Annotated in this window: 14 protein-coding genes; 6 read left to right on the top strand and 8 right to left on the bottom strand. The window is 67.4% G+C overall.

All coding sequences use genetic code 11. The annotated features are described in order from the left end of the window. Positions 1-4: 4 nt before the first annotated feature. Entirely contained in the window at positions 5-1882 is a 1878-nt protein-coding gene (gene mutA / locus OCU_RS40110) for a methylmalonyl-CoA mutase small subunit (RefSeq protein ID WP_041787071.1), read from the bottom strand. Between the two features lie 180 nt (positions 1883-2062). Between mutA and OCU_RS40115 the strand changes: the two genes are divergently transcribed. After that, on the top strand, positions 2063-2830 hold the full coding sequence (locus OCU_RS40115; protein ID WP_008257927.1) for a TVP38/TMEM64 family protein: 768 nt from the start codon (positions 2063-2065) through the stop codon (positions 2828-2830). A 49-nt stretch (positions 2831-2879) separates the two neighbouring features. After that, positions 2880-3863 carry a chymotrypsin family serine protease gene (locus OCU_RS40120; RefSeq protein WP_041787072.1) on the top strand — a complete coding sequence of 328 codons (984 nt, stop codon included), beginning with the start codon at positions 2880-2882 and terminating at the stop codon, positions 3861-3863. A 46-nt stretch (positions 3864-3909) separates the two neighbouring features. Here OCU_RS40120 and OCU_RS40125 read toward each other — a convergent pair whose 3' ends face one another. Together OCU_RS40125 and OCU_RS51525 are read right to left on the bottom strand one after the other, a co-directional pair. After that, complete coding sequence (locus tag OCU_RS40125; RefSeq protein ID WP_014380428.1) at positions 3910-4926, bottom strand: fatty acid desaturase; 1017 nt, start codon at positions 4924-4926, stop codon at positions 3910-3912. A 586-nt stretch (positions 4927-5512) separates the two neighbouring features. Next, complete coding sequence (locus OCU_RS51525) at positions 5513-6286, bottom strand: 1-aminocyclopropane-1-carboxylate synthase (protein WP_193375006.1); 774 nt, start codon at positions 6284-6286, stop codon at positions 5513-5515. Positions 6287-6529: 243 nt separating this feature from the next. Here OCU_RS51525 and OCU_RS50550 point away from each other — a divergent pair, with 243 nt between their 5' ends. Together OCU_RS50550 and OCU_RS40135 are read left to right on the top strand one after the other, a co-directional pair. Beyond that, complete coding sequence (locus tag OCU_RS50550; protein WP_009953281.1) at positions 6530-6727, top strand: MbtH family NRPS accessory protein; 198 nt, start codon at positions 6530-6532, stop codon at positions 6725-6727. A gap of 33 nt (positions 6728-6760) precedes the next feature. After that, positions 6761-17041 carry a non-ribosomal peptide synthetase gene (locus OCU_RS40135; RefSeq protein WP_014380432.1) on the top strand — a complete coding sequence of 3427 codons (10281 nt, stop codon included), beginning with the start codon at positions 6761-6763 and terminating at the stop codon, positions 17039-17041. A 105-nt stretch (positions 17042-17146) separates the two neighbouring features. On the opposite strand, the gene OCU_RS40140 is transcribed toward OCU_RS40135, so the two are convergent. Beyond that, the gene (locus OCU_RS40140; RefSeq protein WP_014380433.1) at positions 17147-18628 is read right to left on the bottom strand and encodes a sensor histidine kinase; all 1482 of its coding nucleotides are present in this window, start codon (positions 18626-18628) and stop codon (positions 17147-17149) included. Then, on the bottom strand, positions 18625-19356 hold the full coding sequence (locus tag OCU_RS40145; RefSeq protein ID WP_014380434.1) for a response regulator transcription factor: 732 nt from the start codon (positions 19354-19356) through the stop codon (positions 18625-18627). The genes OCU_RS40140 and OCU_RS40145 overlap by 4 nt, the downstream gene beginning before the upstream one ends. A gap of 255 nt (positions 19357-19611) precedes the next feature. Between OCU_RS40145 and OCU_RS40150 the strand changes: the two genes are divergently transcribed. Next, positions 19612-20028, top strand: coding sequence for a hypothetical protein (locus tag OCU_RS40150; protein WP_014380435.1), 417 nt, complete (start codon positions 19612-19614; stop codon positions 20026-20028). Positions 20029-20035: 7 nt separating this feature from the next. Next, positions 20036-20530, top strand: a complete 495-nt coding sequence (locus OCU_RS40155; RefSeq protein WP_036459205.1) for a nitroreductase family deazaflavin-dependent oxidoreductase — start codon at positions 20036-20038, stop codon at positions 20528-20530. On the opposite strand, the gene OCU_RS40160 is transcribed toward OCU_RS40155, so the two are convergent. Genes OCU_RS40160 through OCU_RS40170 form a run of 3 tightly spaced genes read right to left on the bottom strand, consistent with a single transcriptional unit; the run spans position 20527 to position 22493 of the window. Next, on the bottom strand, positions 20527-20883 hold the full coding sequence (locus tag OCU_RS40160; RefSeq protein WP_008257948.1) for a DoxX family protein: 357 nt from the start codon (positions 20881-20883) through the stop codon (positions 20527-20529). The two genes, OCU_RS40155 and OCU_RS40160, sit on opposite strands and share 4 nt — an antisense overlap. A 9-nt stretch (positions 20884-20892) precedes the next feature. Then, complete coding sequence (locus OCU_RS40165) at positions 20893-22023, bottom strand: SPFH domain-containing protein (RefSeq protein WP_008257951.1); 1131 nt, start codon at positions 22021-22023, stop codon at positions 20893-20895. A 35-nt stretch (positions 22024-22058) separates the two neighbouring features. Then, positions 22059-22493: an NfeD family protein gene (locus OCU_RS40170; protein ID WP_008257952.1), complete on the bottom strand. Its 435-nt coding sequence runs from the start codon at positions 22491-22493 to the stop codon at positions 22059-22061. Positions 22494-22507 lie beyond the last annotated feature (14 nt).

Raw genomic sequence — 22507 nt, forward strand, 5'->3', positions numbered from 1 at the left:
CTGGCTACGCCCCCAGCCTCGTGAGCAGATCCGACAGTGCTTCGACCGCATTGATTTTCGCGGTCAGGAATTGGTCCGGTTGGTGCTCGGCGTCGGCCACGGCCTTTTCCGGTCCGGCCAGATAAACCCGGTCGATGCCGGCGGCGCGCGCCGCCTGCACGACGCCGGACGCCTCGTCCTGGTAGCGCTTGTCGGTGCCGCAGATGACCGCCACCGTCGGCGTCCCCGCATCCGCCACGGCCGCCGCGACGCCGGCGGCATCGACGGTTCCGGGGTTGACCGCCTCGATGCCCCCGGAGGCCAACAGGTTCGACGCGAAGGTTGCCCGAATGTTGTTCTCGGCCAACGGGCCCAGCGGCAGCAACAACGCCTGGGGGCGCGAGCCGGTGCGGGCCACGAAGGCGTCGGAGCGGTCGCGTAGCGCTTCGAACTCCGCGGCGTAACGCACCAGCTTCCCGGCGGCGAGCGGCGAATACGACGAGTCGCTTTGCGGCAGCGGCGGTTCGGTGAGGTTCGGGAACTCGTTGACACCCGTGATCGCCGTGCGGCGGTGCGCGATGTCATCGCTGCGGCGGGCCGCGATCTCGCCGATCTGGGCGGCGATGAAATCGACGGCCTCGGTGAATCCGCCGTGCGCCTCGATCGCCTGGAAATGCTGCCAGGCCTGTTCGGCCAGACGGGCGGTGAGGTCCTCGACGAACCACGACCCGCCGGCCGGGTCCAGCACGCGACCCACGTGCGACTCCTCGAGCAGCAGCAGCTGGGTGTTGCGGGCGATTCGCCGCGCGAAACTGGTTGCGGTGTCCGGGAATCCCCCGTCGATCGCCACGTCGAAGGGGAACACCAGCAGCGAGTCCGCGCCGCCGACGCCGGCACCGAAGGCGGCCAGGGTGCAGCGCAGCATGTTCACCCAGGGGTCGCGCTGCGTCATCATCGGCAGCGAGGTCTCGGCGTGGATGACGGCCGCACCGGCGTCCGGGTCGCCGACGACCTCGGCGACCCGCGCCCACAGGTTGCGCGCCGCGCGGAACTTGGCGATCGTCATGAACTGGTCGTCGTCGGCGGCGAACCGGAAGCTGATCTGGCGCAACGCCTGGCCGATCGGCATCCCCGCCTCGGTGAGCACCCGCAGGTAACTCACCGCGGCCGCGACACCGGCGGCCAGCTCCCAGGTCGCGTTGGCGCCCAGATTGTGGAACGCGGGTCCGTCGACGGTGATCGCCCGCACGCCCGTGTGCTCGGCGGCCCGCTTGGCGACGGCGACCACGTCCTCGATCTTCGGGGCGGCACGCTCACTGAGCGCCGCGGTCAGCGGGTCGCCGCCGAGGTCGATCGACACGGTGGCGCGCTGATCGGGTTCCACCCCCTCGGTCAGCGCCAGCGCCACGTCGCTGGCCGCCGCGTAGTCGGCGCCGGCTTCGAGGATCAGCGGCGCCATGCTCAGGTAGACACCCTGCAGCGCGTCGGCCAGCTGGCCGGGCGCCACGCCCGACTCCCCGATCCGCAGCACCAGGGCGCTGGCCCCGTTGCCGAGCGCGTCGAGCACCGCGGAGTTGACGTCGGCCGCCGCGACGCCGGGCACCGGGGTGGCCGGGAACGCCTCGGCGACCCGCCAGCCGGTCTTGACGTCGCGCAGCGCGTCGCCGCCTCGCACGTAGGGCCACTCGCCCGGCAGCGGCGGTTCGGGAAGCTCGTCGAGCGCGGTGTAGAGCGCGCGAATCGCGATCCCGTCGTACGTCGGGGTCTCCAGCAGGCGCTCCGGCGCGTCCCCCAACTGCTCGGGGTCCTTCCGGGTGCTCTTGGCCAGCACTCCGGCGACCGCACTGCGCCAACGCCCGCGAACCTGTTCTAGGCCGGCGAGCTCGGGTACATCAATGGACACCGATTGCTCCCTTTTCCCAGCATTTGGGCTACAGCTTTGGGGATACCACTTAGCTATTGAGGCTAATTGATGGGAGCTCTCCGCTAAAAACCGCCAGGCGCCGCCACCCGACCGGGTTCTGGACGAAACGCCAGCCGCGGGCAACGCCCAATTCATCTGCGCCCCGTAACCTTGGATGCCGTGACGGGTTCCGCCACCAGCAAAATCACCGCGACGCTTCGCGATCTCGGCTGCGCCATCGGCGCGGCGGCGCGAAGTGTGTCTCGGTCGCGGATCGTCTGGACAGTGGTGGGCATCACAGCGCTGCTGGTGCTGGCGTCGTGGCTTCCGCTGCCCTCGCCGGTGCAGATGCGCGACTGGGCGCAGTCCCTCGGACCGTGGTTCCCGCTGGCGTTCTTGGTCGCCCACATCGTCGTGACGGTGGTGCCCATCCCGCGGACCGCGTTCACGCTGGCGGCCGGGTTGCTCTTCGGCCCGCTGCTGGGCGTCGCCATCGCGGTGGTCGCCAGCACGGCGAGCGCGATGATCGCCCTGCTGTTGGTGCGGGCGCTCGGGTGGCGGTTGAACCGCCTGGTGCGCCACCGATCGATCGACACGGTGGAAGAACGGCTGCGGCGGCGGGGCTGGCTGGCGATCGTGTCGCTGCGATTGATTCCGGCGGTGCCGTTCTCGGCGCTGAACTATGCCGCCGGCGCGTCGAGCGTGCGGGTGCTGCCGTACGGCCTGGCGACGCTGGCCGGCCTGCTGCCCGGCACCACCGCCGTCGTCGTCCTCGGCGACGCGCTGGCCGGTCACCCGAGCTCGCTGCTTTACCTGGTGTCGGCGATCACCAGCGCGCTTGGCCTGGCGGGCTTGATCATCGAGGTCCGCCACTTCCGTCGGCACCACCGCCGCGCACACCGTCGCGTCGATGACGAACCCTCCCCCGAGCCGGCCACCGTCGGCTGATCCACCAACTCTGTCGAGAGCGCCGCGCGAGGCGGCAAAGACCGATCTAATGGGGGGCGTGTACGCGCTGGAGTTCGCCAGCTGGGGGTCGCCTTATTCGCCGGCTCGTACCGTCGCGCTGCCGCTCAGTGCCCTGGTGTTGGCGGTGCTGGCCGTGTTGGGCTTTCTGCCCAGCCGGGACCAGCGCCGGCGCAAGCCGAAGAGCCGTTTCTCCGATGTGCCGCAGCGCGCCAAACTGCACACCACACTGCTCATCCTGGCGGCGGTGTGCAGCACCGCCGCCCTGGTGGCGGCCGTCTGCCTGTACCCCAGGGCCGCGACCCCGGCGCGGCAGCCTCCCCTACCGCCGCCGCCGACCCTGGCGCCGATCGATCTGCCCGCGGCCAGCGCCATCGGCCCGGGTGCCGGCATTTACGTCGAGTATGCCGATGGATCCGGTGGAATGGGTTGCACCGCAGGGTTTTTGGTGCATACCGGGGGCGGTCGGGCCGGGATCCTCACCGCCGGTCATTGCAATCGCCCCGGTCAGCGGAGCAAGGTGACGATGAACCTGGGCGGGGTCCTTCCCTACACCACGCTGGGCACGTTCACCGAGACGATCAGCGAGGGGGTCCACGACGAACAGCACGACATCGGCCTGATCACGCTCGACGGTGACAGCGTTCCCCAGTCCGCGGCGGTCGCCGCGTCGCTACCGGTCACCGGCGTAGCCACCAATCTTCAAGTCGGACAACAGTTGTGCAAGTTCGGCATGGGTTCGGGCGCGGACGCCTGCGGGCAGATCGTGGAGATCACCGCCAGCAAGGTCGTGTTCCTGGCGAGTGGCCAGTGCGGCGATTCGGGTGGGCCGGTGTACCACTACGAACGCGACGGCACCGTCAGCGCCGTCGGCATCCTCATCCGCGGCGGTGATCCTTACACGCCCAAGGCCGGGTGCGCCGCCCGCGCCAAATTCTCCGTCGCCGAGTTGGTGCGGCCGTGGCTGGACACGTGGCGTCTGACCGCGATCACCGCGCCGTCGTCCCCACGCTGAACACTCTCGGCCCCGTCCTTCTTCAGGCCAGCTTCGCGCTGAGTTCCTAACGTCGCGGCAAGCGGTGCGAGAAGGACGATTTCGCGCCGCCGGGACAGGCGCTTGGCGGTCCGTTGCGCCGCCGGGATGATGAGGGCGGGGGTGCGCCAGCCGCGTCGAGGTGTGGTCGAACCGCTACCCACCGATCTCCGCGATCCGCTTCGACGATGCCGCTACTGACCCCTCGCCATCTGCGGTACTCCGAAGGCGTCATGTCCTGGCCCCACGCGGTGCTGATCGGCACGTTTCGATCCAGATACTCCGATTCTGCGGCCCGCCATGCCTTTACGTACAGGTAGAAAGGAATCGCAGTATGGAGGTGATGAACTACGTGGTAGTTCTGATACATCAATAACAGACACAGAACACGCTCCCAGCCAACCCGAGCGCGGGTGACCTGGAATCGATTGGTCTTTATCGGAACAAGGCCGTGATGAGGCAGCCAGTCAAACCACCACGCGAGGATGACCATGCCGATCCGCTGTGGGATGAAATAGATAAGCACCAGCTCTCGCCAGTAGCCGAGAATCAGGATGGTGGTTACGAAGGCAAGGGCCAGAGTGAGGTATAGGGCAAATCCCACAGCTTCCTTACGGGGGCGCCGGCGCAGGCGCATTAAGTAAAAGCGGCAATACCAGGCATCGATCGTCAACCAGCGCAACGGCAGCTGCCAACGCGGACCCGTGAGACTCCACGCGTCCGGATCCTCATGGATACCTTCGTTGGTGTTGCGATGGTGCGCCAGATGCGTATACGCGAGCATGGGGAAAGTTCCGAACAATGAGACGAACGGCATCGACAAGCGACCGAATATCTGGTTGATCCACTTTGGCCGGCCGACGGTGTGGTGAATCGCTTCGTGCAGCACCGAGAACATGGAAAACGTTACGAGACCCTGAACGACGATGGTGACCGCCAACCACCAACGACTCACTCCGCACAGAACCGCCGCCGTCGCCCCCAACCACGCAACGAGCGACCCAAGCCAGACCAGCACGGTCGGCACCGCAATGGTCGGCCGCACGAACCTGGGAGCTAGGGGGCCCCGCGGAATTGCGGCCACATCACCGGCGCCCCGTGACCTTAGCTCTGTGGCGGCAAGCATTTCGACCCCCGTCACCACGGCGCCCGACGAGGAATACTCCGCCGATGCACTGCAAAGAAGACCATGTGGCACCACCTTGTTCCGACTTTGCTAGTCATATTTCTTCGGGCAATAAATTATTTGCCGATTTCGACATGCGGGTGAACACAATAAATGCGCGGGTATACGTAAGCCATTGCGCGCGGATCCACGCGGTTGAGCGTAAGTACATTCACGTCCTCCTTGCCGCGCAGATCCAATCGAGTCTTTCTTTGTCCATGGGGATTGCGAAGTCACAGGATGTCCGCCCGGATTAAACCGGGGCGTTCACCAGGACAAACGTTTGTGACCTAGTCGCTAAGAAGCAACACTGTTACTGCCGGAAAGCGGCGTTCATGGTTGATTTCCAGATGTCGTCGCCTGGCGCTCCCCTCAGGTCGAAGTTGCTAAGCTTTCCTGCCCCAAAGTTGGTCACTTCAGATGGACGGGGCGTTCCCGCCTTTCGACAATCCGGGTGCACGGAAGCTCAAGCATTTTGCATTACCTCCGATGTCGCGGGCTCCGGACTCCACGCATGCGCGCAGGTTTTTCCGCTTTTCAAAAGCACCGTGAGGTCTCCGGCCAAATCGGCCGTTACCGATCTGACGGAGGAAAGTCGAACATGATTCATGAGATCCGCCAGGGCGTTCAACTTATAGTGCGATTCCAGCTGCGGACTCATTGCACCAGGACGTATTGCGATTGGTATTGTTTCGCGATATTTCATGCCCAGCACGAACGCGGTCTTGGAATCGGCGCTCACCATGAACGGTTCATCGCCCTTGTCGAGATTCCTGAGCATAAGAAGTGGAATATCGCTCACCCAAAGAGGCTCGACAGGCTTATCGCGATCCGTATGGGTACCGAGTGGATTTTTCGGATGAGTCCACGCAATCGTCAGGCCAGCGGCTATAAGCTCGAGTCTCATTTTCTGTCGCCACACTTCGCCTTGGGCAGCGACCGCTTGCAGGAAATTATCGACATTCTGATACGCGACCCCGACAACCAAATAACGATCAGAATGTCTAGCGTGAAATTCACGCATCTCCGAGATAGCCCGGAAAAATTCCTCCTCATCCAGGAGAAAATCGCTCGTATCGTAGTAGAATTGGCGCTTTCCGAGCATCGTCTCGGTGAATGGACAATGAGCTTTTCGACCGTCGCCACGGACAAGAAAATCAAGATATTGTTGTATTACCGGCACGCAGTCGTCCGTGTGATGGCTGAGTTCAGTGAAGACATAATCCGATCGTCGGTTCATTGACGCCCCTCCCCATGGCGAAACTCAACACCCACGTCCTACCGGTGCCTGCGCTCACGTTGATCGCCCGAGATCAGGTGCGTCGCCGGCGGTAAATCCCCCGAATCGAAACGGAGTGTAACCGTGGTCCGCCCCGCACGTTCGCAAAATCGCCGATACGCGGCGACACTGTTATCTCCCGGCACGGTTGGCAACCGTCACACCGATCCGGAGACACGACGTGCGCCGGGCTTCCGGGGTGATGTGGCGAACGATCAAGAGCGACACGGCCTGTGGCCGGCCTCCGCCGATGTCCCAACTGGATGGCGGATGATCGCTACGGGAGCCGACGCGCGGCGTTCCTGCATTCGCATCGAGAAGAATTGGCCGGACATTCGGCCGAAATCTCTGCGCGACCGGCAGGCGACGGGCAGGATTTTGACCAGTAACCACTCGAGGTAAGCGGGGCGAGTGGGTGGAGCTCTGGGGGAGTCGATGGGGCGTGATGGCCTGGCGTTACCGCTGACACGCGGACAACTGGACATCTGGCTCTCGCAGGAATCGGGCTATGCCGGCACGGATTGGCAACTCGGCCTGTTGATAAAGATCGAAGGCTCGATACGCCGGGATGTCCTCGAGCGGGCGATCCGCCAAGCGGTATCGGAAGCCGAGCCGCTCCGGGTTTCATTCTTCGAGATCGACGGGCAGGTGCTCCAACGGCCGATCGATTGCCCGCACGTCGAGGTCGAGTTTCACGACCTGACCGGCTCGCTCGATCCCCTGCAGGACGTCCGTCGGAGTGCTTCCTCCATCCAGCGCACGCCGATGGCGTTGAACGGCCAGCTATTCAGATTCGTCCTGTTCCAGACGCAGGCCGAGGAGTTTTACTTGTTCGGCTGCTGCCACCACATCGTTTTGGACGGGTTGGGCATGGCGCTGGTGTCCCGTCGGGTTGCCACCATCTATTCGGCAATGGTGGCTGGATCGCCCGTTCCCGACGCTTATTTCGGCTCGGCGCAGGATTTGATTGACCTCGAGTCGGGATACGAAGCATCCACCGACTATCTGGAAGACGAGGCGTACTGGCGCAAGAACCTTCCGCCGGAGGGCGGACACGACTATCAGCTCCCCCAGACCGACGCCAGCGGGGACCCGTGTTCGCCTTCGGCCTCAGTCCAATTGGACGCGACCGCCGTCGCCCGGATGCAAGCGTTGGCAAAGAAGCTGCGCATCCGTCGCTATTCGGTCATCACCGCGGCGTCCGCACTCGTGGTGCATGCATGGTCGGGAAGCGGTTCGGAGGTGGCACTGGATTTCCCGGTCAGCCGGCGCGTACGTCCCGAGTCGAAGACGCTCCCAGGGATGCTCGCCGGAGTTGTGCCGCTGGTCCTGCAGACGTCACCGCAGACAACGGTCGCCGATTTTTGTCAGCACGTTGACGTCCAGATACGACAATTGCTGAAGCATCAACGGTTTCCGGTGCACCAGCTCGACGGTGAAGTCGGCTCCCGCAGCCTCAGAGAGCCATCGAACCGGGTAGGTGTCAATTTCATCCCATCTCGATTGACCCTGGAGCTCGGAGGCGCTCCGGCAACCGCGACGTACACCAACAACGGCCCGGCCGGGCACTTCGGCCTGTTCTTCATCGGGGCCGCCGATCAGCTGTTTCTCAGCACGGCGGGGGTCGGACAACCCTTTGCGAGCTTTGGCGTTCCCTATCTGGCGGCACGCCTGCAGCAGGTGCTGATGGAAATGACCGCCGATCCACAACGGCCGATCTCCTCGATCGAAATCCTCGACGCGGAAGAGAACGACCGGCTCGACAGGTGGTCGCATCGCGCGGCGTCAGCCCGGCCGGTCACCGCGCCGGCGTCGATTCCGGCGGTGTTCGCCGAGCACGCCGACCGCACCCCCGAGGCAATAGCGGTGACGTTCGACGGCCGCGCCATGACGTATCGGGGGCTCGATGAGGCCGCGAACCGGTTGGCCCATCTTCTGGCCGGCCGTGGGGTTGGCCCAGGGCAGTGTGTAGCGCTGCTTTTCCCCCGGTGCGCGGAGGCGATCGTGGCGATGCTGGCCGTGCTCAAGACCGGGGCGGCGTATCTGCCGATCGACCCGGCGCATGCGTCGGCGCGGATGGAGTTCGTGCTTGCCGATGCCGCACCGACCGCCGTGATCACCACGGCCGAACTGCGCTCACGGCTGGACAAATCCGACCTGCCGGTCATCGATGTCCACGATCCCTCCATCGAGGCCCAACCCGGCACCCCACTTCCATATCCCGCCCCCGAAAATGTCGCCTACATCATCTACACCTCCGGTACCACCGGAACACCCAAGGGCGTAGCCATCACGCACCACAACGTCACGTGGCTGATCGAGGCGCTCGACGAACTCCTGCCGCCGGGCGGGGTGTGGGCGCAGTGCTACTCCTCGGCCTTCGACCTATCGGTGTGGGATATCTGGGGTGCGCTGCTGCGGGGTAGGCGGCTGCTGGTGGTGCCGGAGGCAGTCGCCGGGTCCCCGGAAGATCTCCACGCGTTGCTGGTCGCGGAACACGTCAGCGTCCTGACTCAGATTCCGTCGTCGGTGGCGATGCTGTCACCGGAAGGGCTGGAGTCGACGGCGTTGGTGGTGGGCGGTGAGGCCTGCCCGACCGACGTCGTGGATCGTTGGGCGACACCCGGGCGGGTGATGATCAATGCCTACGGCCCGACCGAGGCGACAGTGTGTGCATCGATGAGTACGCCTCTCACGCCGGGACCGGGCCTGGTGCCGATCGGGTCGCCGATACCCGGGGCGGCAATGTTCGTGCTCGACAAGTGGTTGCAGCCGGTGCCGGCCGGGGTGGTCGGTGAGCTGTACCTGGCCGGTCGTGGCGTGGGCGTCGGGTATGTGCGGCGTGCTGGTTTGACCGCGTCGCGCTTTGTGGCGTGCCCGTTCGGGGCCCCCGGAACACGGGTGTATCGCACCGGCGACCTGGTCTCCTGGGGCGCGGACGGGCAGCTGCGACACCTGGGCCGCGCCGACGAGCAGGTCAAGATCCGCGGGTACCGGATCGAAGTCGGTGAAATCCAGGTAGCCCTGGCTGCTCTCGACGGGGTGGACCAGGCGGCGGTCATCGCCCGCGAGGACCGCCCGGGCAACAGGCAGCTGGTGGGTTACATCACCGGCACCGCCGACCCGGCCGAGATCCGCGCGGCACTGGCTGATCGGCTCCCCGCCTACATGGTCCCCGCCGCAGTGGTCGTGTTGCCGGCAATCCCATTGACGGCCAACGGCAAACTCGACAAGCGTGCCTTGCCCGCACCCGAATTCACCGCCGGTGAGTACCGGGCCCCGGCCGGCGCGGTCGAACAAATCCTGGCCGAGATCTACGCCCAAGTCCTCGGGATGCGGCGGGTAGGGGTCGATGACTCGTTCTTCGACCTCGGCGGCGACAGCATCCTGTCGATGCAGGTCGTGGCCCGCGCGCGCGCAGCCGGGGTGATGTGCCGCCCGCGTGACGTTTTCGTCGAACAGACGGTGGCGCGACTGGCGCGGGTCGCGACGGTGTCCAGTGCCGAAGGCGGCGTCGTCGACGAGGGAATCGGCCCGGTGGTGGCCACTCCGATCATGCGCTGCCTGCGCGACGTCGAGGGCCCGATCGACGAGTTCAACCAGACCATGGTGGTCGCCGCCCCGGCGGGTGTGACGGCAGCCGACGTGGCGGTTGTCCTTCAGGCGCTGCTCGATCGGCACGCGATGTTGCGGCTGCGCATCGACGATGACGGCGCCGGCGGCTGGTCGCTGGAGGCACCCGAAGCTGGGTCGGTGGACGCGCGCGGATGCCTGCATACCGTCGATGTGTTGTCGGATGAGGCGCTGGCACAGGCCCGGTCGCGGTTGAACCCTGGGGCGGGAGTGATGGTCAGCGCGGTGTGGGCGACGTCCACCGGCGAGCTGGCATTGATCATTCATCACCTGGCCGTGGACGGGGTGTCGTGGCGAATCCTGTTGGAGGACCTCAACATCGCCTGGGCACAGCATCACGGTGGCCGGCCCGTGGCGTTGCCCGCCGGCGGGACATCGTTTGCGCGGTGGTCGGCGCTGCTTGCCGACCATGCGTGTCGCCCCGAGGTAGTGGCGCAAGCCGAGTCCTGGCGACAGGTGGCGGCAATACCGGCCGCGTTGCCGACGGTGCAACCAGAGGCGGACACCTACGAGTCCGCGGGCCAGCTGTCGGCGTCGCTGGATGTCGAGACAACCCGCCTGCTGCTGGGTGAGGTGCCGGCGGCGTTCCACGCCGGGGTCGGCGATATCTTGCTGATCGCCTTCGGGCTGGCGTTCGCGGAGTTTCTCGGCGCCGGCGCGGCTGTGCCGATCGGTATCGACGTCGAGGGTCACGGGCGCCACGAGGAGCTGGCTCCCGCCGTGGACCTGTCTCGCACGGTGGGCTGGTTCACCACCAAATATCCGGTCGCCGTGACGGTCGGTGGCCTGTCGTGGGCACAGGTGGTCACCGGTGGGGCCACACTCGGCGCACTGATCAAGGACGCCAAGGAACAGCTGCGCGCCCTACCCGATCCGCTGACCTATGGTCTGCTGCGCTACCTGAACCCAGAGGTTGATCTCGGTGCGTCTGACCCGACGATCGGGTTCAACTACCTGGGCCGTCTCGGTGCGGGTGCCGACCTGCCCGGCGATTTGTGGCGGATCAACGAGGACAGCCTGTCGTTTGCCGGCATGGCTGCGGCGGTGCCCCTGCCGTTGGCGCACACGGTGGAGCTCAATGCCGGCACCATCGACACCGACGCCGGGCCGCAGCTGCAGGCGAACTGGACGTGGGCGCACTCGGCGCTGAACGACGAGCAGGTCGGCCGCCTGAGCCAGTTGTGGTTTGAGGCTCTGGCCGGTATCTGCGCGCACGTCAAAGCCGGCGGCGGCGGACTTACCCCATCCGATATCGCTCCCGCCCGACTCAGCCAACAGCAGATCGACGAACTCTGCTCGCAGGGCGACGTCGTGGACGTGCTGCCGCTGACCCCGGTGCAGCAGGGTCTGCTGTTCCACACCAGCTTCGTGCCGGGTCTGGACGACCTGTACACCGTGCAGCTCGGTATCACGCTCCACGGCCCCCTCGATGCGCACCGCCTGCGCGAGGCCGTGCAGGCGGTGGTCAACCGCCATCCCAACCTATTGGCCCGGTTCCGCGAAGACTTCGGCGAGCCGGTGCAGGTCATCCCGGCGAAGCCGGTGATCGGGTGGCAGGACGTCGAGTTGGACCCCGCGGGCGCGGACGCCGATCAGCAGGTGGAACGCCTGTGTGCCGCTGAGCGCGCCGCGGTCTGCGGCCTGGCTGACAAGCCGACGTTCCGTGCGGCGTTGATCCGCGTCGCAGAAGACCAATACCGGTTGGTGCTCACCATTCACCACATCGTGGCGGACGGCTGGTCGCTGCCGATCCTGATGCGGGAGGTGTTCGGCAGCTACTACGGCGAGCGGCTGCCCGCGGCCCCGTCGTACCGCAGCTTTGTCAGCTGGCTGGATCGGCAGGATCGCAGTGCCGCACAGGCGGTTTGGCGCGACGTGATGGCGGGCTTCGACGCGCCGACATTGGTGGGCACGCCTGGCCAGGTAGGCCGCCACGACGTCGCGTCCTTCCGGATGTCCGCCGAGACCACGGCGTCCCTGACCGAGTTGGCCCGCTTGTGCCACACCACCGTGAGCACCGTGTTGCAGGGCGCGTGGGCGCAGCTGCTGATGTGGCTGACCGGTCAGCATGATGTGGCGTTCGGCACCGCGGTCTCCGGTAGGCCGACCGAGCTGAGCGGCTCGGAATCCATTGTGGGACTGATGATCAACACGGTGCCGGTGCGGGCGAACGTCACCACCCGGACCACAGTGGCCGATCTGTTGGAGCAGCTGCAGCGCGTCCACAACGAAACCCTCGAGTACGAGTATCTGGCTCTCCCTGAGATACACCGCGCCACCGGCCACGATCAACTGTTCGACACGCTGTTCCTGTACGAGAACTATCCGATCGACGCCGGTGCCCTGTCGGGCGCCGATGAGCTGGCCATTACCGCGTTCGACAGCCGCGAATTCAACCACTATCCGCTTTCGGTGGTGGCGACGCCGGGCCACGAACTCAGTGTTCGCGTCGAATTCGACACGGACGCATTTGACCGTGCGGCCATCGACACGCTGATCGACCGGTTGCGGCGCGCGCTGGTGGCAATGGCCGCCGATCCCGCCCGGCGGTTGTCGTCGATCGATCTGCTCGACCGCTGCCATCACGACCGCCTCGACGAGTGGGGCAATCGGGCGGTGCTGGCCGAGCCGGAGACGTCCGCGGTCTCGATCCCCGAATTGTTCGCCGCTCAGGCGACGGTCCGCGACCCGGAGGCGGTGGCGATCAGCTATGGGGATCGGTCATGGACTTACCGTCAAGTGGAAACGTTCGCTAATCGGTTGGCGCGCTTGCTGATTTCTCAGGGTGCGGGCCCGGGTACGCGTGTGGCCCTGTTGCTTCCGCGTACGCCCGAGGCGGTGGTGGCAATGCTGGCGGTGCTCAAAACCGGTGCCGCCTATGTGCCGATCGATCCGACGGTGCCCCCGGCGCGGATCGAGTTCGTGTTGGGCGATTCTGCGCCTATCGCGGTGGTCACCAACGCGGACATGCGGTCACGACTGGAGGGGTCCGGCCTGCCGCTCATCGACATCGACGACCCTGCGGTGACGGCCCAGCCCGAGACGCCGTTGGCGCCGCCGGCTGCGGACGATATCGCCTACGTCATTTACACCTCGGGCACCACCGGGACGCCCAAAGGTGTTGCGGTGCCTCATCGCAACGTCACCCAATTGCTGGACTCGCTGGACACCCAGTTGACGCTGGGACAGGTGTGGACACAGTGTCATTCGTTGGCGTTCGACTTCGCGGTGTGGGAGATCTTCGGTTCGCTGCTGTACGGCGGGCGGTTGGTGATGGTGCCCGATTCGGTGGTGCGTTCGCCAGAAGAGTTGCACGCCTTACTGGTTCGTGAACAGGTCAACGTGTTGAGCCAGACGCCGTCCGCGTTTTATGCGCTGCAGACCGCTGATGGGCTCGCCTCGGAGCTGGGTCAGCAGCTGAAGTTGCAGGCGGTGGTGTTCGGGGGCGAGGCGCTCGAACCCCAGCGTCTGCAGACGTGGCTGAACCGCCATCCCGGACTGCCACGTCTGATCAATCTGTATGGCATCACCGAGACGACCGTGCACGCTTCGTTCCGCGAGATCCTCGACGGCGACGTCGACAGCAATGCCAGCCCCATCGGCGTGCCGTTGACCCACCTTGCCTTCTTCGTACTCGACGGGTGGATGCGTCAGGTCCCCGCCGGGGTGGTCGGCGAGCTGTACGTGGCCGGTGCCGGGTTGGCCGCGGGGTATGTGGGCAGGCCGGGATTGAGCTCGACGCGGTTTGTGGCGTGCCCGTTCGGGGAGCCGGGGGCCCGCATGTATCGCACCGGGGATTTGGTGTCGTGGGGCGCCGACGGACAGCTGCGTTACGTCGGCCGCGCTGACGAGCAGGTCAAGATCCGCGGGTATCGCATCGAGCTCGGTGAGATCCGGGCGGCCCTCGCCGATTTGGACGGGGTCGATCATGTGGCGGTGATCGCGCGCGAGGACCGCCCCGGCGACAAGCGGCTGGTGGGCTACATCACCGGGGCCGCCGACCCGGCCGAGATCCGTACGCAGTTGGGTGAACGGTTGCCGGCCTACATGGTGCCGACCGCGATCGTCGTGCTCGAGGCGCTGCCCTTGACGGTCAACGGCAAGCTCGATGTCGGCGCCCTGCCGGCACCCGAATACTCCGATGTCGACCGTTACCGGGCTCCATCGAGCGCGGTCGAGGAAATCCTGGCCGGCATCTATGCCCAGGTACTGGGTGTGCAGCGGGTCGGTGTCGATGATTCGTTCTTCGATCTGGGCGGCGACAGCATCCTGTCGATGCAGGTCGTGGCCCGCGCCCGCGCGGCCGGCGTAATGTGCCGTCCGCGTGACGTTTTCGTCGAACAGACCGCGGCGCGCCTCGCACAGGTCGCCACGGTGGTCGCCGACGGCGAGGGCGGCGTGGTCGACGAGGGCACCGGGCCGGTGGTGGCTACCCCGATCATGCGCTGGCTGCACAGCGTCGAGGGTCCGGTCGAGCAGTTCAACCAGACGATGGTGTTGCAAGCTCCTGCCGGTGTCGCACAGGGCGACGCGATGGTGGTGCTGCAGGCGTTGCTTGACCGGCATGCCGCGTTGCGGCTGCGCGTCGACGACGACGGCGCCGGCGGCTGGTCGTTGTGGGTGCCCGAAGCCGGGACGGTAGATGCCGGCGGCTGCGCGGACACCGTCGACGCGCTGTCGGCCGAGGCGTTGGTGGCGGCCCGGTCACGCCTGCACCCGGGGACCGGGGCATTGCTGCGCGCGGTGTGGGCCGAGTCGACCAACCAGTTGGCGTTGATCATTCACCACCTGGCCGTCGATGGCGTGTCGTGGCGAATCCTGTTGGAAGACATCAACATTGCATGGGCCCAGCATCGCAGTGGCCAGCCGGTGGCGCTGCCGGCAACCGGGACGTCGTTTGCGCGGTGGTCGTCGTTGTTGGCCGAGTACGCGCAGACCGCGGAGGTGATGGCCCAGGCCGAGGCGTGGCGTCAGGTGGCGGCGATCCCGGCCGCGCTGCCGCCGGTACAGGCGGAGGACACCTACGTCAGCGCCGGCCAATTGTCGGTGTCCCTGGATGTCGAGACGACCCGCCTGCTGCTCGGTGCGGTCCCGGCGGCGTTTCATGCCGGGGTGCAGGACATCCTGCTGATCGCGTTCGGGCTGGCGTGGACCCAATTCTTGAGCGTCAGCGCCCCGATCGGCATCAATGTGGAGGGCCACGGCCGCCAGGAGGAGCTGGCCCCGCATATCGACTTGTCGCGCACGGTGGGCTGGTTCACCACCAAGTACCCGGTGGCGCTGAATTTCAGGCGCCCGGCCGGCGGCCTGTCCTGGGGACAGGTGGTAGCGGGTGAGGATGCACTGGGCGCTGCGATCAAGGACGCCAAGGAACAGCTGCGCGCCCTGCCCGACGGCCTGACCTACGGGCTGCTGCGCTACCTCACCCCCGAGGTCGACCTGGGTGGGTCCGACCCCGTGATCGGCTTCAACTACCTAGGTCGTCTGGGTGGGGCGGCCGAGCTCTCCGGTGAGCTATGGCGGCTCAGCGAGAACAGTTTCTCGCTGGGCGGCGCCGCGGGCGCCGTGGAGATGCCGTTGGCGCATACCGTGGAGCTCAATGCCGGCACGATGGACACCGAGGCCGGCCCGCAGCTGCAGGCCAACTGGACCTGGGCGCGTTCGGCGTTGCACGACAAGCAGATCAGCCGGCTCGCCGAGCTGTGGTTCGACGCGCTGGCCGGCATCTGCGCGCACGTGCGCGGCGGTGGGGGCGGCTTGACCCCGTCCGACATCGCGCCGGCCCGTCTCGCCCAGCGCGACATCGACAGGCTGGCGCAGCAGTACCGGATCGGCGATGTGTTGCCGCTAACGCCGCTGCAGCAGGGCCTGCTGTACTACGCCGGCAGCGGGCGCGGCGGTGACGACTTGTATGCGGTGCAGCTCGATATCACCGTGAGTGGTGCCCTTGATCCGCAACGCTTGCGCGAGGCGGTGCACGCCGTCGTCACCCGCCACCCGAACCTGGTGGCCGGTTTCTGCGAAGACTTCGGCGAACCGGTGCAGGTCATGCCCGCCGATCCGGCGCTGGCCTGGCAGTACGTCGAGCTCAGCTCGGCAGACGCCGATCTCGAGGAACAGGTACAGCAGCTGTGCACCGCCGAACGCGTCGCGGTCTGCGATCTGGCGGGCCGGCCGCCGTTCCGGGCTGCCTTGATCCGCGCCGCAGACGATCTGTATAGGTTCGTGCTCACCAACCACCACATCGTGCTCGACGGTTGGTCGAAGCCGATCCTGCTGCAGGAAATCTTCGCCAGCTATTACGGTGTGCGGTTGCCCGCCGCCCCGTCGTATCGCAGCTTTGTCACCTGGCTGTCCGAACAAGACCGAGGCGCGGCTCAGACGGCATGGCGTGAGGTCCTCGACGGGTTCGGCGCTCCCAGCCTGGTGGGACCCCCGGGGGGCCTAGCGCTCGGTCTGCGCGGTGCGGAGTCGTTCCGAGTGTCCGCGGAGACCACGAAGGCGTTGGGCGAGCTGGCGCGCTCGTACCACACCACGGTCAGCACCGTCCTGCAGGCCGCGTGGGCGCTGCTGCTGACGTGGCTGACCGGACAGGACGACGTGGTGTTCGGCACCGCGGTGTCCGGGCGGCCGACCGACCTGGCCGGCGCGGAATCGATGGTCGGTCTGTTGATCAACACGGTCCCGGTCCGGGCGACCATCGGCGCGGAGACGACCACCGCCGACCTGCTTGAGCAGCTGCAGATCGCCTACACCAAGACGCTTGACCACCAGCACCTGGCTCTGAGTGAGATACACCGCATAACGGGACACGACCAGTTGTTCGACACGATGTTCGTGTACGAGAACTATCCGATCGACACCGCCGCGCTGTCGGCAATCGACGAGTTGAAGATAACCGGCTTTACGAACCGCGAATACAACCACTACCCGCTTTCGGTGCAAGTCGCGCCGGGCCACGAACTGGGTCTCCGCGTCGAATTCGATACCGACGTGTTCACGGCGGACAGAATCGAGAAGCTGGTCGAACGTTTCAAGCGCGTGCTGGTAGCCATGACCGCGGACGTGACGGAGCAATCATGAGCGTCCGTGCGGGACGGCGGGCCGCCAAACAGCTTGGGTCAGAAGCGGATCCAGCGTAGATGCCGCTGTCTGACCTGGCCTCGTTCCGCGCCCGGTCCGACTCAGCTATCCCGATCGCCGGGCGTTGATCGGCAGGACGAGCCGGAACTGAGCGCCGCCCTCGTGGGGCAGGCACTCCAGGTCGCCGCCGTGGGCGCGGGCCAGCGCCCGCGCGATCGCCAGTCCCAGCCCGGCGCCGCCGTGGTCGCGGGCGCGCCCGGTGTCCAGGCGCACCAGCCGCTCGAAGACGCGATCCCGCTCCTGCTCCGGGATGCCCGGCCCGGTGTCGGTCACGGTGACCTCCGCGACATCGTCGCCGGCGCGCAGGTCGACGGTGATGGCGCCGCCGGCCGGCGTGTACCGGCGAGCGTTGTCGAGCAGGTTGGACACGATCTGCGACAACCGGGTCGGGTCGGCCTGTAGCGTCAGCGACGGTAATCCGGTGCGGCGCACCGTGATCTGCGGTGCCAGCATGGCGGCTCGGTCGACTTCGCCATCGAGCACGGCGGCCACGTCGACGTCATCGCGCTCGAGCGCCAGCCCGGCGTCGATGCGGCTCAGGTCCAGCATGTCGGACACGAGCCGTCCGGCCCGGCGCGCATCGGAGAACAGCAGCGCCGCCCGGCGATATTGGCTTCCGTCGTGGTGTTCGGAGGCGCTGTTGGCGAGTTGCTCGGCGGCGACCTGGATGCCGGCGATCGGGGTGCGCAGCTCGTGGGCGGCGTCGACGAGGAATCGCCGGGTTGCCGTCTCCGCGCGCTGTGCGGTGTCGGCGGCGCGCCGGGCGCGGCGCTCGGACGTTTCCAAGGCGTCCAGCATGCCGTCGAAAGCGCTTGCGGCGCGGCCGAGTTCGGTGTCGGTGCGCTCGGGATGCAGGCGGCGGCCGCGGTCCCCGGTGGTGATGGCGTTGGCCAGCGCCGTGAGCCGATCCAGCGGCCGCAGCGCCGCCCGGCTCACCGCGATCAGCAACAGCGCCGCGATCAGCAAGGTCACCAGGCCCACCGCGATCAGCAGCCCACGCAGCTGGCGAGTGACCTGCGTCGTCTGCGTGGTGTCGGCGACCAGGATCACCCGGGAGCCGTCGGGCAACGGATGCACCACGGCCGTCGCGGTGGCATCCGGCGGAGGGCCGGGCCTTGGCGGTCGCGGCGGCGGTGGCGGTGGAAACGCATAGGGCGCAGGCGGATACGGCGGTGGCGGAGGTGGCGGAAAGGGCGGCGGTGGCGGCTGCACCGGTCCGGCGGTCAGGTCGGGGCTGATCCCGCGGTCTCCGTAGGCGGCGCCGTCGGCGGTGACGACGAGCGCGCGAATCCCGCCGCCGTTGAGTTCGGCCGCGATCCGATCGGCCGAGGTGTGCGCGGCGCTGAGCGCGTCGGCGCGCGATGTCGCGGCGAGCAGCCGGTCGTGCAGATTGTGGCGGGTGAGGACGCCCATCGTGACATCGATGGTCACCCCGAGCACCACCAGCAGGACGGCCAGCAGCGCCAACACCACCAGCGTCACGCGCCGTTGCAGCGACGGAGTCGGCGTCGTCGATGCGCCCGTCATGGCCGCTCGGGTTGCAGCCGGTAGCCGATGCCGCGAACGGTGTGCAGGATCCGGGGGCCGTGGGCCTCGAGCTTGCGCCGCAATCCGCTGACGTGCACCTGCACCAGGTTGGGGTCGTACGCGTCGTAGCCCCACACCCCGTTCAGGATCTGGGCGGCGGAGACGATCCGGCCCCGCTGCTCCACGAGGAAGGCCAGCACGCGCAGCTCGGTGGCGGTCAGGTCGAGCCGGTGGCCGTCGCGCGCGGCGACCCCGGCGCCGAGGTCCAGCGCAACGTCGCCCACCTGAACCACCTGCGGCAGCCGTCCGCGCCGGCGCAACACCGCGCCGACCCGCGACACGAGCTCGGCCAACTCGAACGGCTTGATGACGTAGTCGTCGGCTCCGCCGTCGAGGCCGCGCAACCGGTCCGGCAACCCGTCGCGAGCGGTGATCAAGACGATTCCGATGTCGCCCCATTCGCGGATGACATCGATGAGCGCGAACCCGTCGCGGCCCGGCAGCATCACGTCGAGCACCACGAGATCGGGCCGCATGCCGTCGAGCACCTCTTCCAGCCCGCCGCCGTCGCAGCGGGCGTCGGTGTGATAGCCGACATCGGCGAGCGCCTCGCTGACCATCTCCCGGATGGTCTCTGAGTCTTCGACGACCAGCACCCGCGGTGTGCCCACGCTGAAGTGACCGCCGCGACCCGCGGCCGTGCGGACGCAATCCGTCATGACCACCATTGTCGGCGCCGGTGCTGAAACGAACCTGAAGACGCCGGTCTCTCCCGCCACGGCAGCCTCGTTGGTCACAAGAGGTCGGCGATGTGTTCGGTGCCCACCTCCGAGCGACAATCTCGCTGCCGGCGCGGCGTCGCGGCCGTTGTCGCTCGGAGGTGGGCACAACACTGCTTCCTTCCGCTCGTGACGGCAGTGGCGGATGGGACTCGGCGCAGTTTCTTCAGATCCACTTCAGATCCGGCTCCTACCGTCCGTGACATGACCACGAACGACGACATCGACACCAATCCGCCGAGCAATCCGCCGCCCGCCCACCGTCCGCCCGAGCGACGCCGTCACCCCACCGGTGTGGTGATCGCCGCCGGGGTGGCGGGAGCGCTGGTGGGCGCGGTCGGCACCGTCGCGGCCATCGCCTTCGCCTGGATCGTCAGCGTCGGTCCGCCCGGCCCGCCGCCACCACCCGGGCCCCCGCCGATGCTGTTCCATGCGCCCCCGCCGCCGATGGCCGGTCCGGGAGGGTTCGGATTTGCGCCGCCGCCCAGCCCGCCCGGCCAGCCCGGCCCGCCCGGCCCGCCGGGCCCGCTGGAACCGCCGCATGGCGCCTGGCCGGGACCGCCGCACGAGGGTGTCCCGACGCCGCCCCCGCCGCCACCGTCCCCCGCCCCGCGCCCCTGAGTGCAGGATGGGGAGCGTGCCACGAGATCAATCGTCTCCGCTCCCCGCCAAGCTCGCCGCACGGCTGCTACGGTCGCGCCACCTGATGCGCGCACCGATCTGGATTTACAAGGCCCGTGCGGGCGCGCTGTTCGGTTCGCGCATCCTGTTGCTCGAACACATCGGCCGCAAATCCGGAGCGCCGCGCCACGCGGTGCTGGAGGTCATCGACCACCCGTCCCCCGACACCTACGTCGTGGCCTCCGGATTTGGCCGAAAAGCCCAGTGGTTCCGCAACATTGCGGCCAACCCTCGAGTACGCGTCTACGCCGGCAGCCACGCGCCCAGGCCCGCCGCCGCGCGCGTCCTCGACCAACACGAGGCCGACCGCACGCTGGCCGACTATCGAACCCGCCACCCCAAAACGTGGGAGCGGATGCGCCCCGTGCTCGAGGACACGCTCGGCGCGCCGATCACCGACACGAATACCCCGCTGCCGCTGGTCGAGTTGAAGCTGGACTAACCCCGGTCCGGGCCCTTGACCGTCATCGCGGCGAACAGGGCCAAAAACAGCGCGGCCGGAAGGCCGTTGACGACCTTGTCGCGCACCCGGACGTGCGCGCCGACCGCCACCACGAAGTACAGCGTCAGCATCGCCGTCGTCACCCTCGCCAGGACGGGGAAACGGGTGACCGACAGCAGGCCGACCGCGGCGGCCGCCTTCACCACCGGCAACACGGGCCGCACGTTCTCCGGCAGGCCAACGTCATCCAGCACCTTCTTGATCGGGGCCACCTGGACGCCGCACAGTACCGCGTCGACGGCGTGGAAGGCGCCAAGCGCCGCATAGGTCTTGGGGGAGGTCAACGCACTCATCCCGCAATCCTATTGAGTCAGCTCGCCCGGGCCTTCGGCCGGCTGACGGGCGATCGCCTCCGCCTTCGCCACCGCCTGGGCGATCGCGGGGTCGGTTTCGGTGGAGAACCAGTCCGCGACGTCGGCGTCGTCGTCGGCGCTGTGCTTGGGCGCGTCCTCGACCGGCGAGGGCTGGAAGCGGAACACCCCGTCCTGGCCCGGGGTGCCCAGGAGTTTGGTGAATCCCTGCAGCGCCGCGCTGAAGTCGCTGGGCACCACCCATACCTTGTTGGCGTCGCCGCGGGCCATCTCCGGCAGCGTCTGCAGGTACTGGTAGGCGAGCATCTCCGGGGTGGGCCGGCCCGCCTTGATCGCGGCGAAGGTCTTCTCGATGGCCTTGGCCTGCCCCTGCGCCTGCAGGTAGGCGGCGGCGCGCTCACCCTGGGCGCGCAGCATCCGGGACTGCCGCTCGGCCTCGGCGCCCAGGATCGCCGCCTGCTTGGCGCCCTCGGCGGCCAGGATCTGCGCCTGCTTCTGGCCCTCGGCCTCCTTGATGGCCGCCTCGCGCATACCTTCGGCGGTGAGGATCATCGCCCGCTTCTCGCGGTCGGCCTTCATCTGCTTTTCCATCGACGCCTGGATCGACGGCGGCGGGTCGATGCTGCGCAACTCGACCCGTGCGACCCGCAGGCCCCAGCGGTTGGTGGCCTCGTCGAGCACGCCGCGCAGCTGCCCGTTGATCTGGTCGCGCGATGTCAGCGTCTGCTCCAGCGTCATCCCGCCGACCACGTTGCGCAGCGTGGTGGTGGTGAGCTGCTCGACGCCGACGATGTAGTTGCTGATCTCGTAGACGGCCGCCTGGGGAACCGTGACCTGGAAGTAGACGACGGTGTCGATGTTGAGGGTCAGGTTGTCCTCGGTGATCACCGGCTGCGGCGGGAACGACACCACCCGCTCACGCAGGTCCACCCGGGCCCGGATGCGGTCGATGAACGGCACCAGCAGTGTGAGTTGTCCGCTGACGGTGCGGCTGTAGCGGCCCAGCCGTTCGATCACCGCGGCCTCGGCCTGCGGTATCAGCGCCACCGACTTGGCCACCACGACGATGGCGAAAATCACCAGCACCGCCAGCAGCACCAGACCAGCAACCGCACCTTGCATCGGAGTTCCTTTCTTTCGCAGCCGTTCTCGCGGCCCTACAGGCCGGCCTTGAAGACCACCGCGGTGGCGCCGTCGATCTGCATCACGGTCACCGGCTCGCCGGGTTCGTAGACGTCGTTCTCGTCGAGCGGACGCGCGGTCCACACCTGGCCGTCGAGCTTCACCTGACCGTTGTCGCGGGCCACGCGCTCGAGCACCAGCGCGGTTTTGCCCTCCAGCGCTTCGATTCCCAAGCGCGGCACGTTCGGCGTCAGCCGGCGCCGCAGCGGCGGACGCACCACCACCAGCAGCAGCACCGAGACGACCAGGAACACCGCGCCGTCCACCCACACCGGTGAATCCAGCAACCAACTCGTGAGGGCCGCGGCCAGCGCGCCCCCGCCGAGCATCACCAAAAACATATGGCCGGTGAGCGCCTCCGCACCGGCCAGCACCAGCGCGAATATTAGCCATAGCAGCGCGGCGTGCATGCGGCAAGGATACG

It is taken from the genome of Mycobacterium intracellulare ATCC 13950, from assembly GCF_000277125.1.
Lineage (GTDB): Bacteria > Actinomycetota > Actinomycetes > Mycobacteriales > Mycobacteriaceae > Mycobacterium > Mycobacterium intracellulare.

What these genes read in the sequence shown, in the direction of transcription:
- OCU_RS40120 (WP_041787072.1), top strand. Translation starts at nt 2,880, where the DNA reads ATGGGGGGCGTGTACGCGCTGGAGTTCGCCAGCTGGGGGTCGCCTTAT.
- OCU_RS51525 (WP_193375006.1), bottom strand. Translation starts at nt 6,286, where the DNA reads ATGAACCGACGATCGGATTATGTCTTCACTGAACTCAGCCATCACACG.
- OCU_RS40135 (WP_014380432.1), top strand. Translation starts at nt 6,761, where the DNA reads ATGGGGCGTGATGGCCTGGCGTTACCGCTGACACGCGGACAACTGGAC.
- OCU_RS40140 (WP_014380433.1), bottom strand. Translation starts at nt 18,628, where the DNA reads ATGACGGGCGCATCGACGACGCCGACTCCGTCGCTGCAACGGCGCGTG.
- OCU_RS40145 (WP_014380434.1), bottom strand. Translation starts at nt 19,356, where the DNA reads ATGGTGGTCATGACGGATTGCGTCCGCACGGCCGCGGGTCGCGGCGGT.
- OCU_RS40150 (WP_014380435.1), top strand. Translation starts at nt 19,612, where the DNA reads ATGACCACGAACGACGACATCGACACCAATCCGCCGAGCAATCCGCCG.
- OCU_RS40155 (WP_036459205.1), top strand. Translation starts at nt 20,036, where the DNA reads ATGGGGAGCGTGCCACGAGATCAATCGTCTCCGCTCCCCGCCAAGCTC.
- OCU_RS40160 (WP_008257948.1), bottom strand. Translation starts at nt 20,883, where the DNA reads ATGAGTGCGTTGACCTCCCCCAAGACCTATGCGGCGCTTGGCGCCTTC.
- OCU_RS40165 (WP_008257951.1), bottom strand. Translation starts at nt 22,023, where the DNA reads ATGCAAGGTGCGGTTGCTGGTCTGGTGCTGCTGGCGGTGCTGGTGATT.
- OCU_RS40170 (WP_008257952.1), bottom strand. Translation starts at nt 22,493, where the DNA reads ATGCACGCCGCGCTGCTATGGCTAATATTCGCGCTGGTGCTGGCCGGT.